Here is a 12,201-nt window from a genome sequence, read left to right as displayed (position 1 = left end):
ACTCACGCGGGTGTTTTCTTCACCCGCAACGCCTTGGCTTTCGCCTCGACGCCGAGGTACATCACCAGCGCAATCAGCAGCGGCAGAATAAAGTAGATCGCCCGGTAGGCTATCAACCCGGCGAGCAAACTGCCGCGCGAGGCTTCATGTTGCAGCAGTGCGATAAACACCGCTTCCAGCACGCCGAGCCCGGCTGGAATATGCGTCACCACGCCCGCAATCGCGCTGATCAGCAGCACGCCCAGCACCAGCGGATAGTCGAGTTTGGCAGGCAGCAACGTGAATATCACCGCTGCCATCAACGACCAGTTCAACGCGCCAAGTGCCAGTTGCAAACACGCCATGCGCAGCGACGGCAGGTTGATCTCGATTCCACGAATCGACCACGCGCGTTTTTTCGAAAACTGGCACGCGGCCAAATAACCCAGGCTCGCCAACACCAACAACACGCCGACGCCTTGAAGCGCGCCACTGCTCAATTTCCAACCCGGCGGCATCGTCACCAGCCCGCTGCTGAACACCACACCGGCCAGCGCCATATAGCCAAACCAATTGGTCGCCAGGCTCAGGCCAAGGATCTTGGCGATATTGCCGGTGCTCACGCCCAGCCGCGAATACAGGCGATAGCGCATGGCAATCCCGCCAACCCACGCACTCAGGTTGAGGTTGAACGCATAGCTGATGATCCCCACCGGCAGGATCTGTTTCCAGCGCAACGGCTGGCGGACGTAGGTGCGGCCGATCAAGTCAAAGCAGGCGTAGACGAGGAAACTGCACAGCGTCAGCGCGCCGGCGATCAGTAAGGTGCGCAGTTTGAAATCGCCCAGGGTCTGGATCACTTCGCTCCAGTCGATACGCCGGGCGAGCAGGGTGAACAGCACGATCAGCAGCAGGAAGAAGGCGATGGTCAGCGGCTTCTTCCAGCGCTGGAATCGAGAGCCATGGGTGTCAGCGGTCATGGACGGGGCTCTCGATGGGTTTCAGACGCGGTTTGTGCGCCGGCAGCCAGCCAGTCAGCGCCGGGAAATGACGCATGACGTGGAACACCAGGAAACCCACGGTCAATCGCCATAGCCATAAACGTGGCTTGCGGTTTTCCGGCATGGTCTGGCAGTGATTCTTACTGAGGACTTCGAGGCGTTCGTACAGCTGCTGATTGAACGCGCGGTCGCGGATCAGCACGTTGGCTTCCAGGTTCAGCGACAGGCTCAACGGGTCCAGGTTGCTCGACCCCACGGTGCTCCACACGTCATCCACCAGCGCGACTTTGCCGTGCAGCGGGCGTTGGCAATACTCGTGAATCACCACACCGTCCTTGAGCAGGTAGTCGTAGAGCATGCGTGCGGCCAGCTTGGCCAGCAGCACGTCGGGCTGGCCCTGCATGATCAACTGGACGTGTACGCCACGGCGCGCCGCATTCCGAATCTCGCGCAGCAGGCGATAGCCGGGGAAGAAGTAGGCGTTGGCAATTACCACCCGTTGCCGGGCTTTGCTCAATGCGTGGATGTAGGCCTCTTCGATGTCGTCGCGGTGTTGCACGTTGTCGCGATAAATCAGGCGCACCAGGCCGTCGCACTTGTCCGTCGGCCACAGCGAAGGGCGTTGCTGGCGCCGCCGCCAGCCACGGCGCGTGCGCACCTGACGACCGCTTTGCGCCAGGGCAAAGTGATGCAGGTCGGCCACTGCCGGGCCGATCACCTGCACCGCGTAATCCTGCTTGGCCTCGGGGCCGAAATCCCCCAGGTGGTCGGCAGAAAAATTGATCCCGCCGATAAACGCCACGGCGGCATCCACCACCACGATCTTGCGATGCAGGCGGCGAAACCAGTTGGTGCGAATACCCAGGGTCTTGGACGCCGGGTCAAACATCTGCACCGTCACGCCGGCCTCCGCCAACTCGCCGAGAAAGCCCGGGCTCAGCTCGCCGCAACCAAAACCATCGAGGCTGACCACTATTTTGACCCCACGCTGCGCCGCGTCAATCAGGATGCCTTGCAGCTCGTGGCCGACCTTGTCTTCAAAGAGGATGAAGGTTTCGAGCAGGATCTCCCGACGCGCTGCGCGCAAGGCGTCGAACACCTTGGGAAAGTACGCCTCGCCGTTCTCCAGCAACTCGACCTGGTTGCCGCTTTGCCAACCGTAATCCAGGTCGCGGGCCTTGGCTTCGCCCGGCGGCTGGTCGGTGGAGATGTGCTCGACCGCGACGTTCATAGCTCGATCTCCACCGACAGCGGCACGTGGTCTGACAGGTGGGACCAAGGCCGGGTGGTCAGCACTCTGGGGTTATGCACCTGCAAGTTGCGCACATAAATGCGGTCCAGCGGCAGCAATGGCAGGCGCGCCGGGAAAGTACGTGCGGGCTTGCCGTGGGCGTGCACGAAGACTTCCGTCAGGCCACTTTGGCTGAGGTCGGCGCGCTGGCGCCAGTCGTTGAAGTCACCGGCGACCACCAGCGGCGCATCGGCCGGGATCTCGCTAATACGTTGCTCCAGCAAGCGCAATTGCTGCTGGCGATGCACCTCGCGCAAGCCCAGGTGGATGCAGATCGCGTGCACCTCTTGCCCGGTGCCCGGCAAGCGCAGCACGCAATGCAGCAGGCCACGGTTTTCATGGCCGCTTTGGGAGATGTCGAGGTTGTCGTAGCGGATGATTTGGAATTTCGACAGCAGCGCATTTCCGTGATCGCCATGGGGGTAGACCGCGTTGCGCCCGTAGGCGAACTGCGGCCAGATGCTGTCGGCGAGGAATTCATACTGCGGCATGTTTGGCCAATCGCTGTAGCGCTGGGGATGCCGCTCGTGGGCGCCGTGAATTTCCTGCAGGAACACCATGTCGGCGCCCACACTGCGCACCGCTTCGCGCAGCTCGGGCAGGATGAAGCGTCGATTCAGGGCCGTGAAGCCCTTGTGGATATTGACCGTCAGCACCGTGAAGCGAGTGATGGCGACGCTGGGAGTGATGGGCACCCAGTCGGGAATCGCAGCCATGGTTGCTCCTGAAAAAGGGTGGGGGCCTGGCCCCCGTTTATGGCTGACTGCGATTGCGGGAAGAAAGTTTCGGGCGTCCTACAGACGGCACGCCCGAGGGATCACGGGGAACGATCAGGGCTCAAACCCGTCAGTTCCTTACAGACCCTTGCGAAGGAGCCCGGTGTTTTGCTGAATCTCAAGACTGCATTACTGCTCGGTGCGCTGCTGTTTTGCGGCAGCGGCGCACTGCAAGCCGCGTCCACCGCGCCTGAACCCGAAGCGCCGGCCAAGCCGGAATTGCTGGTTGAAGGCGGCCTGCTCGGTGCCATCAGCTCCAGCATCGATGATGTACAGGACAAGCTGGACCTCAATCAGAACCTCGTCGACGCTTGGCGCCTGCGCGCGGATCGGGCGGCGGATGAAGTGGGGCGCCTGGTCGACCAAACGGCCCAACGCTCGCCGTGGAGCATCGCCGGTGATTTCCTGCTGTTATCCGGTGTATGGATCGGCGCCTTTGCGCTGTTGACGCTGCTCGGGCGCTTCGTCGTCCAGCGCTTGAGCCGCCGGCCCTTCATTGAGCAGCGCCGGCGCCTGCAAGCGGTGCTGGGGTACGTCGTGCCTTATACGATTCCGGCCGTGGTCTGCCTGCCGCTGACCCTATACGTCAGCCACTTTTTACCCACCTCGGTGGGCCGCGCGCTGGCGCTGTGTTTTGCCTACGCCACCAGCAGCGGCATTTTTTCCACGTCAATGCTGTTGTGCGTCATCGTCATGTTCAACCTCGGCCACAAGCGCCCGGCGGTGCAGATCATTCGTGATTACTGCCCCAGGCCGCTGTTCCTGATCGGCTTCCTCGCCGCCCTCAGTGACGCCCTGACCAGCCCGCAAATCGCCCGCCAGCTAGGCGGCAATATCACCAGCGGTATCGCAGTGTTCACCGGCCTGTTCGCGGCAGTGATCTTCGGCGTACTGGTGATTCGCCTGCGTCGCCCGGTGGCCCACTTGATCCGCAATCGGCCGCTGGCCCAGCGCCTTAAACACCCGGCGTTGCAGCAATCATTGCGGGTGTTTTCCGGGCTGTGGTATTGGCCGATCCTGTTGATGGTGCTGGTCTCGGCGATCAACCTGATCGGCGCCGGCGACGACAACCAGAAGGCGCTGCGCTGTGCGCTGTTCACCACCATCCTGCTGATCGGCACGGTGTTTCTCAGCACGGTTTTGCAACACCTGTTCAGGTCCCGCAGCCAGGTGGCGATCCAGCGCAGCAGCGCCTATAAGGAGCGCTTCCTCAGCCTGTTGCATGCGATTTTGCGCATCGTCATGGCCATCGCCTTTATCGAAGTCCTTGGGCGGATCTGGGGTATCTCGCTGTTTGAGTTTGCCCAGCGCAACTCGGTGGGCCGGGCGATCAGCGATTCACTCAGCAGTATCGGCCTGATCCTGCTGATGACGTGGCTGTTCTGGGTAGTGCTCGACACCGCGATCCAGGAGGCGCTGAAACCGCCGGTGAACAAACGCTCCAGTCGCCAGCCCAGTACGCGGGTCAAAACCATCCTGCCGCTGCTGCGCAACGCGGTGAAAATTATCCTGGTGGTGATCTGCGCAATCACCACCATGGCCAACCTCGGCATCAACGTCGCCCCGCTGTTGGCGGGTGCCGGGGTGGTCGGCCTGGCCATTGGTTTTGGCTCCCAGCAATTGGTGCAGGATGTGATCACCGGCCTGTTCATCATCATCGAAGACACACTGTCCATCGGCGACTGGGTGGTGCTCGACTCCGGCCACGCCGGCACCGTCGAAGGCTTGACCATCCGCACCTTGCGCCTGCGCGACGGCAAGGGGTTTGTGCACTCGGTACCGTTCGGGCAGATCAAGGCGGTCACCAACCAGTCACGGCAATTTGCCTATGCGTTCTTCTCTGTGCAGTTCACCTACGACACCGACGTGGACAAGGCCGTGGAGTTGATCCGCGAGGCCGGGCAGTCGATTCGTGATGACGTGTTCCTCAAGTACAACCTGCAAGGGCCGCTGGAGGTGTTTGGCGTCGACAAGATGGACCTCAACGGCGTGGTGCTCACGGCGCAATTTCGTACGGTGTCGGGCGGGCAATATGCGGTCAGCCGCGCGTTTAACCAGCGTCTGAAAAAACTTGTGGATAACTGTGATGAGGTGCACTTCGCGCAAACTTATCCACAGCAGGTTTTGTTGCCCAAGCGAGCCCCGCAGGTGGATGAACCGGATGTAGAGGTGCCGGCTTCGGTGGTATTGACGGAGCAACCCAGGCCCCAATGATTGATGTTGCTGGTACTGGCCCCATCGGGAGCAAGCCCCCTCCCACATTTGGAATGCATTCCAAATGTGGGAGGGGGCTTGCTCCCGATGGGGCCCTCAAAAGTACTCAAGCTCAATGCCTGATCAATTTTTCCTGAACCGCCTGCTTATCGATATCCAGCAACACCTGCTGCTTGCCCGCAACCATCACCGCCGCCGGCAAGCCATCGCGATACACAATCCGATTCCCGCTAACGGCCGGCACTTTGCTGCCCGGCAACAACGTGCCGACCAGGTTCAATGGATCTGCCCCGCACACCGCGATCAAACTCCCGTCATGCGCCCGTCGCCGCACTTCACGCAGCAACGGAATCGCTTCCGGCAACGCAAACTGTTCCCCCGCCAACCCGCTGACAAACCGCCCCCCGCGAATCTCACCGCGCGCCTCCAGCCGATGGAACGTGCGCAGCAATTCGCGCCAGCTCGGCAACCAGTCCGCCTCGCGCTCCAGCAAGCGCCAGAACACCACGCCATAGCGGCGTAGCAGCGTCATCGCCACATGTTCCAGCGTCTCGGCGGAATGCGCGCCGGCAGCGGCGGCTGGGCGCCGAATCAACGCCCAGCGCCCGGCATCGTCCATGCCGCCGATAAACGCACCACGGCCCCTGCGACTGCTGCGCGCCTGGCGCTTGCTGGCGGGCGTGGTCAGGGCGCGCAGGCCGGCGAAGCTGTCGGCGTTCACCAGGCCGGCACCCACCAGTTCCTGCAACGCGGTCTCCAGCTCGCTGCGCAGCAGATGGGCTTCGTGTACCAGTTCATCGAAAAACAGCGCGCCATGTTCGCGCAGGGCCAGGTGGACTTTCTGCGCCTTGGGCGACAACGTCGTGCTGTCGGTGGGTTCGGTCAGTCCGCTCCACAGCGGCACCTGGCTGCGCGGCAACAGCACCACCGGCGTGCTGCGCAGGGCCATGGCGCTGGCCCTGTTGCTAAGGCGCGTCCACACCAGCTTGCCGCTGCGGCACAGGTCGTCGAGCCAGGTGGAGGAGTAATCCTTGAGCCGTGCACTGAGTAAATCACTGTCCCAGGCCGAGGTGGCGGCGGCGTAGCCTTCGAGCTGGCCGACGATCTGCGCCAACATCGCGCTGCCCTGGCCGCGCGTGCTGTCGGACACATGCTGCCAATCGAACAGAAAGCGCATGAAATCCTGCAACGCCACCGGCTCGATTTCCCGGCGCAGGCGCTTGACCGTGTAGCGATGAATGCGCGCCAGCAAGTGGCGTTCGCACCATTGCTCGTCGCCGGCGCCCGGGCTGAAACGCCCTCGCAGCACGTAGCCTTCCTGCTCCAGCCGCGCCAATGCCTCGGTGACGGCGGCCACCGGCAAGGCCAGCGGCGCGGCGATCTCGATCAGGCTCAGCGGGCCGAAACCACCGAGGCGCGCACGCAGGACTTCCACCACGGCGTCGTCGTAGGTCCAAGGCTCGTCGAAACCTGGGAGCAGCGCCAAATCGTTGGGGTAGATCGCCTGCAAACAACTCAGGCGTTCCACCGCCACCCACAAGCCGTTCTGCAAAACATAGGCGCGGCCGCCCTTGGCCAGGGCTTGCAGCCACTCGGCCCACTGCGGCGTGACTTCATGGGCGGCGATGCACGCCAGGCTCATCAACGCCTCGTGCATTTCATCCAGGCCATGGGGCGCCGGCCAGGCTTCTTCGCGCACGCCGGCGATGGCGTCGGCATCCAGCGCGCCGAGGTCGTCGGTGCTCTGCGGGTCGCTCCAGCGCCGGTTGAGCACGGCCTGGGTACGGCGTTCTTCCAACGGTGCGTCGTCGAGAAAGGTGTAGGGGCGCGCGCTGAGAATTTCTGCGGCCATGGGCGAGGGCGCCGGCAGGTCGCGGCTGATCAGGCGCACCTCGCCACGCTCCATGCGCCGCAGCAGCGCCAGCCAGGCGTCGCTGTCCATGGCTTCGTGCAGGCAGTCGTCGAGGGTCTGTTCCACCAGCGGGTGCTCGGGCACTTCGCGTTCGCCGGCGAGGTTTTCCAGGCAGGCAATCTGGTCGGGGAAGACGCTGGCGATCAGGTCTTCGCTTTTCATGCGCTGGATCTGCGGCGCCACTTTGCGCCCACCGGTGTAACGCGGCAACGCCAGGGCCACGCCGGCGTTCCAGCGCCAACGAACGCCGAACAACGGTGCATCCAGTACGGCCTGGATCAGGATGTGTTCGGCGCTGTGGCTATTCAGGTAACGCCACACCTCATCCAGCTCGAAACTGTGGCTGGTGGACAGCGACAGCACAATCGCATTCTCGCTGGCCGCCGCTTGCAGCTCGAAGTTGAAGGTGCGGCAAAACCTCTTGCGCAGCGCCAGGCCCCAGGCGCGATTGACGCGGCTGCCGAACGGCGTGTGGATGATCAGTTGAGTGCCGCCGGACGCGTCGAAAAATCGCTCCATGATCAGCGTGTCCTGAGACGGCAACGCGCTGAGGGCCAGGCGTGCGCGGGCCAGGTAATCGAGAATTTGCTCGGCGCTGGCGCGGTTCAGGCCTAGGGTGCCGGTGAGCCAGTCGAGGGCCGGTTGCAGGTCGCCGGGGCTGGTGCTGAGCAGCGCATCCAGTTGCCCCTGCAAACGCGCCACGGCGGCGGACAATTCATTGCTGCGCCCCGGCGCTTCGCCGAGCCAGAACGGAATGGTCGGTGGCTGGCCATGGGCATCTTCGACCCGCACCTTGCCGGCTTCGACCCGCAGGATTCTGTAGGACGTATTACCGAGCTGGAAGATATCCCCGGCGATGCTTTCCACCGCGAAGTCTTCGTTGACGCTGCCGATGTTCAGGCTCTGCGGTTCCAGCAACACGCTGTAGTCAGCGTTGTCGGGGATGGTGCCGCCGCTGGTCACGGCGGTCAGCTTGGCGCCACGGCGGCCGCGCAGGGTGTGGGTCACGGCGTCGCGGTGCAGGTAGGCACTGCGGATGCCCTGGCGGCCGTTGTAGCCCTCGGCGAGCATCTGCAACAGTGCCTCGTAGTGGCGCTCATCCAGGGTGGCGTAGGGCGCGGCGCGGCGGATGAGGTCGAGCAGGGCTTGTTCCGGCCATTCGCGGGCACTGACTTCGGCGATGATCTGCTGGGCCAGCACGTCCAGCGGTGCGACCGGGATCTGCAAGGTGTCCAGCTCGCCACGGCGCACGCAGTCGAGCAGGGCTGCGCATTCGATGAGGTCATCGCGTGTGGTGGCGAACAGTCGGCCCTTGGGCGTGCCGCCGACCTGGTGCCCGGAGCGGCCGACCCGCTGCAGAAAGCCGTTGATCGAACCGGGCGAGCCGATCTGACAGACCAGGTCGACATCACCGATATCAATCCCCAGCTCCAGGGATGCGGTGGCGATCAGCACTTGCAGCTCGCCGGCCTTGAGCCGTTGCTCGGCATCCAGGCGCATTTCCTTGGCCAGGCTGCCGTGGTGGGCGGCCACGGCGGTTTTGCCCAAGCGCTCGCTCAAATGCCGGGCCAGGCGTTCGGCCAGGCGCCGGGTGTTGACGAAAATCAGCGTGGTGCGGTGTTCGCGGGCCAGTGTGGCGAGGCGGTCGTAGACCAATTCCCATACATCGTTGGCCATCACCGCTGAGAGCGGCACGGGCGGCACTTCGATATCCAGGTCCCGCGGGCGGGCGTGGCCGATGTCGACGATCTCGCAGGGCCGCTCGGTGCCCACCAGAAAGCGTGACACGGCCTCGATAGGCTTTTGAGTGGCCGACAGACCGATGCGGGTCAATGGTTCGGCGCACAAGCCTTGCAGGCGCTCCAGGCTCAACGCCAGATGGCTGCCGCGTTTGCCCGCGGCAATGGCGTGGATTTCATCGACGATCACCGTGCGCGTGCGCGTGAGCATCTGCCGGCCGGAGTCCGAGCCGAGCAGCACGTACAGCGATTCGGGGGTGGTCACCAGGATATGCGGCGGGCGCTTGCGCATCTGCGCGCGGTCTTTTTGCGGGGTGTCGCCAGTGCGCACGGCGGTGCGGATCGTAAGCGGCGGCAAGCCGAGCGCCTGCAAATGCTCGGTGATCCCGGCGAGCGGGTTTTGCAGGTTGATCTGGATGTCGTTGGACAACGCCTTCAGTGGCGACACGTACACCACCAGCGTCTCGTCCGGCAGTTGCCCACCGTTGGCCAGGCCTTGGTGCACCAGGTCATCGAGTACCGCGAGAAATGCGGTGAGCGTCTTGCCGGAGCCGGTGGGCGCGGCGATCAGTGTCGAGCGGCGCTGACGAATCAACGGCCATGCCTGGGCCTGGGCGCTGGTCACCGAGGGGAACGTGCTGCGGAACCAGGCGCTGACGGCGGGGTGAAAGCCGTTCAATACCGTGTCCGTTGATTCAGGAAGGTTCATGGTCAATTTATGCGGCCGGTCATCCCAAGTTGCAACCCCGCACTTTATCCGTGACGGTTGCGCTACAAACCCGCAAAATGCAACGATTCTGGAATAAACCCACGACATGGCTCACGGCCTGTCGACAATAACCATCGTTCCAAACAGACCGGGCCTGCTCAATCTATGCGAATGCGCCTTATGTTACTGGGCGGCGGGAATGCCCTCGGGCAGGCGCTGATTCGCCTCGGTGCAGAGGAAGACATCGGTTTCCTCGCACCCAAACCGCCCAACGACGGCTGGGATGCCGCGAGCCTCACCCAATTGCTCGACGACACCCGTCCCGATGCGTTGATCAACCTCGCCTACTATTTCGACTGGTTCCAGGCAGAGGCTGTCAGCGAAACCCGCCTGGCTTCCCAGGAATACGCGATCGAACGCCTGGCCGAACTGTGTCAGCACCACAACATCACGCTGGTGCAACCGTCCAGCTACCGCGTGTTCGATGGCTCCCGCGCCACCGCCTACAGCGAAAAAGACGAGCCGGTGCCCCTGGGCCTGCGCGGACAGGCGTTGTGGCGCATTGAGCAGAGCGTGCGCGCCACTTGCCCGCAACATGTGTTGCTGCGCTTTGGCTGGCTGCTGGATGACAGCGTCGACGGCACCCTCGGGCGCTTTTTGGCCCGGGCCGAGCAGCCGGATGAGTTGCTGATGGCGGATGACCGTCGCGGCAACCCGACGCCGGTGGACGATGCGGCGCGGGTGATCATTTCGGTGCTCAAGCAGCTCGATTGCGCGGCGCCGCTGTGGGGCACTTATCACTACGCCGGCCACGAGGCGACCACTCCGTTGGCGCTCGGCCAGGCGATCCTCACCGAAGCGCGCAGCTTTCATGCGCTGGCCATCGAAGCCCCCACCGCCCAGGCCCACGCGGCTCGGCTGGATGCAGGGGAGGAGCCGCAGCACGCGGTGCTGGCCTGCAAAAAAATCCTCCACACCTTCGGCATCAAGCCACGGGCTTGGCGGGCGGGGTTGCCGGCGTTGCTGGATCGGTTCTACCGCCACAGCTGACCCAACACACAACCCAATGTGGGAGGGGCGGTGCCACGTTTCGACGTGCTCCCGATAGCGCAGTGTCAGTCAACAGATTCATTGACTGAGCTATCGCTATCGGGAGCAGCCGAATCGTCGCACCGCCCCTCCCACATTGGTTTTGTAGCGTTTGTCAGGTCGTGGTTAGAACTTGTAACCAATACCCACCATGTAAACCATCGGGTCGACGTCCACATTGACCTTGGCGCGTGTGCCCTGGCCCAGTGCATTGTTGTCGACAGTGGCCTTGGTGCTGATGTCGATGTAGCGCGCCTGGGCGTTGATCATCCACTTTTCGTTGATCATGTAGTCAGCGCCGATCTGCGCGGCCCAACCCCAGGAGTTCTCGGCCTTGAAGTTGCTGAAGCCTGCGTCCGAAGCGCGGCTGCCGACGTGTTCGTCGTAGATCCAGGTGTAGTTGATACCGGCACCGACGTACGGCTGGAAGGCCGATTTATTGTCGAGTGGGTAGTACACGATGCTCAGGGTCGGTGGCAGGTGTTTCAGGGAGCCGAGTTTGCCGTTGGCGGCGCCGAGGGCGGTGCCCTTGATCTTCACGTCATGCTCGAACGGCGTGGCCGCCAGCAGTTCGATACCGACGTGGTTGGTCAGCATGTAGGCGAAGTTCAAGCCCAGTTGCGTGTCGCTGCTCATGGTCGCCTTGCCGCCCAGGTTGGCGCCGGCCAATGGGCCCTGGTCGACCTTGACACTGCCGCTGTCGGCCTTCGGGTTCACGGTAATTGCACCGGCGCGAATCAGAATGTCGCCCGCTTCGTGAGCGTGGGCAACGGGGGCAACGAGGGCGAGCGCGAAGAGGGACGCGCCGAGCAGGGACTTGTTCATGGGAGCTCCAGAGGACGTTTAAAAGTTGTACGTCCAATGGTAGAGATCGTTCCGTTTGGTCTTTTGACCCAGCTCAATGAATGGGTGATAAGCACTATTCCGGCAATTCGTAGATGTAAATCTTCTCGGCATCCATCTGATAGCCGGCGTCGGCCAACTCACTGGACGACGGTTTGACCTGCATCGCGCCCTCGATCCAATACGGTTGATATAACTCATCGAGCTTCACGCCGATTTCGCTTTTTACATGCACGATCTGGTTCGACGGCGGCGGCGGTACGTGGATGCAGGCGCCGAAATACGGCACCAGCAAAAACTCCGTGGTGCGGCCCTCTTCACTGACTTCCAGCGGCACGATATAGCCCGGCAGGCGGATATGCCGGCCGTTGAGGCTTTGCACCACCGGCGCATTGGGCAGGTCTTGCCTGGCCGCAGGCGCCGCCTCGACCGACAAGGCATCGGCCATGTTCGACAGGTCGTGCAGCGGTTTCATATTGGGGATTTCCGGCGGTGCGTCCGGCGGGATCATCTCCTGCCAGGACAAATCCTTGGGCTGCTCCTCCGCCCAGGTGGGCACGGCGACCAGCAGCAACAACGCAAACAGCGCACGACGCATCAGAGACTCCTCAGTGGATAGCTGCAAGCTACAAGCTGCAAGTAGAAGCC

General features: G+C 63.1%; 8 protein-coding genes. 2 read left to right on the top strand and 6 right to left on the bottom strand.

Annotated features, from left to right (window positions below):
• Positions 1 to 2: 2 nt before the first annotated feature.
• Genes ACR52_RS13505 through ACR52_RS13495 form a run of 3 tightly spaced genes read right to left on the bottom strand, consistent with a single transcriptional unit; the run spans position 3 to position 2,987 of the window.
• Positions 3 to 959: a lysylphosphatidylglycerol synthase domain-containing protein gene (locus ACR52_RS13505; protein WP_048724802.1), complete on the bottom strand. Its 957-nt coding sequence runs from the start codon at positions 957 to 959 to the stop codon at positions 3 to 5.
• Positions 949 to 2,211 (bottom strand): cardiolipin synthase ClsB, encoded by a 1,263-nt coding sequence (gene clsB, locus ACR52_RS13500; RefSeq protein ID WP_048724800.1) that lies wholly within the window; start codon positions 2,209 to 2,211, stop codon positions 949 to 951. The genes ACR52_RS13505 and clsB overlap by 11 nt, the downstream gene beginning before the upstream one ends.
• Positions 2,208 to 2,987 carry an endonuclease/exonuclease/phosphatase family protein gene (locus ACR52_RS13495; protein WP_048724798.1) on the bottom strand — a complete coding sequence of 260 codons (780 nt, stop codon included), beginning with the start codon at positions 2,985 to 2,987 and terminating at the stop codon, positions 2,208 to 2,210. Before ACR52_RS13495 ends, clsB begins: the two co-directional genes overlap by 4 nt.
• A 168-nt stretch (positions 2,988 to 3,155) precedes the next feature.
• On the opposite strand from ACR52_RS13495, the gene ACR52_RS13490 reads away from it, so the two are divergent.
• Positions 3,156 to 5,261 (top strand): mechanosensitive ion channel family protein, encoded by a 2,106-nt coding sequence (locus tag ACR52_RS13490; protein WP_048724795.1) that lies wholly within the window; start codon positions 3,156 to 3,158, stop codon positions 5,259 to 5,261.
• A gap of 112 nt (positions 5,262 to 5,373) precedes the next feature.
• On the opposite strand, the gene ACR52_RS13485 is transcribed toward ACR52_RS13490, so the two are convergent.
• Positions 5,374 to 9,621, bottom strand: coding sequence for a DEAD/DEAH box helicase (locus tag ACR52_RS13485; RefSeq protein WP_048724793.1), 4,248 nt, complete (start codon positions 9,619 to 9,621; stop codon positions 5,374 to 5,376).
• Positions 9,622 to 9,786: 165 nt separating this feature from the next.
• On the opposite strand from ACR52_RS13485, the gene ACR52_RS13480 reads away from it, so the two are divergent.
• Entirely contained in the window at positions 9,787 to 10,671 is an 885-nt protein-coding gene (locus tag ACR52_RS13480) for a sugar nucleotide-binding protein (RefSeq protein WP_048724790.1), read from the top strand.
• A 165-nt stretch (positions 10,672 to 10,836) separates the two neighbouring features.
• Here the strand turns inward: ACR52_RS13480 and ACR52_RS13475 are convergent, their stop codons facing one another.
• Both ACR52_RS13475 and ACR52_RS13470 read right to left on the bottom strand, forming a co-directional pair.
• Positions 10,837 to 11,535 carry an OmpW/AlkL family protein gene (locus ACR52_RS13475; protein WP_048724787.1) on the bottom strand — a complete coding sequence of 233 codons (699 nt, stop codon included), beginning with the start codon at positions 11,533 to 11,535 and terminating at the stop codon, positions 10,837 to 10,839.
• Positions 11,536 to 11,629: 94 nt separating this feature from the next.
• The gene (locus ACR52_RS13470; RefSeq protein ID WP_048724785.1) at positions 11,630 to 12,151 is read right to left on the bottom strand and encodes a DUF3299 domain-containing protein; all 522 of its coding nucleotides are present in this window, start codon (positions 12,149 to 12,151) and stop codon (positions 11,630 to 11,632) included.
• Between the last annotated feature and the right edge of the window lie 50 nt (positions 12,152 to 12,201).

Source organism: Pseudomonas fildesensis (assembly GCF_001050345.1).
Classification (GTDB): Bacteria; Pseudomonadota; Gammaproteobacteria; order Pseudomonadales; family Pseudomonadaceae; genus Aquipseudomonas; species Aquipseudomonas fildesensis.
The sequence above is the reverse complement of the archived record's forward strand: the minus strand, read 5'-3'. Positions and strand labels throughout refer to the sequence as shown.

Bases quoted from the DNA above. Each gene is read 5' to 3' on its own strand.
- ACR52_RS13475 (WP_048724787.1), bottom strand. From the start codon at position 11,535: ATGAACAAGTCCCTGCTCGGCGCGTCCCTCTTCGCGCTCGCCCTCGTT.
- ACR52_RS13485 (WP_048724793.1), bottom strand. From the start codon at position 9,621: ATGAACCTTCCTGAATCAACGGACACGGTATTGAACGGCTTTCACCCC.
- ACR52_RS13495 (WP_048724798.1), bottom strand. From the start codon at position 2,987: ATGGCTGCGATTCCCGACTGGGTGCCCATCACTCCCAGCGTCGCCATC.
- ACR52_RS13470 (WP_048724785.1), bottom strand. From the start codon at position 12,151: ATGCGTCGTGCGCTGTTTGCGTTGTTGCTGCTGGTCGCCGTGCCCACC.
- clsB (WP_048724800.1), bottom strand. From the start codon at position 2,211: ATGAACGTCGCGGTCGAGCACATCTCCACCGACCAGCCGCCGGGCGAA.
- ACR52_RS13505 (WP_048724802.1), bottom strand. From the start codon at position 959: ATGACCGCTGACACCCATGGCTCTCGATTCCAGCGCTGGAAGAAGCCG.
- ACR52_RS13480 (WP_048724790.1), top strand. From the start codon at position 9,787: ATGCGAATGCGCCTTATGTTACTGGGCGGCGGGAATGCCCTCGGGCAG.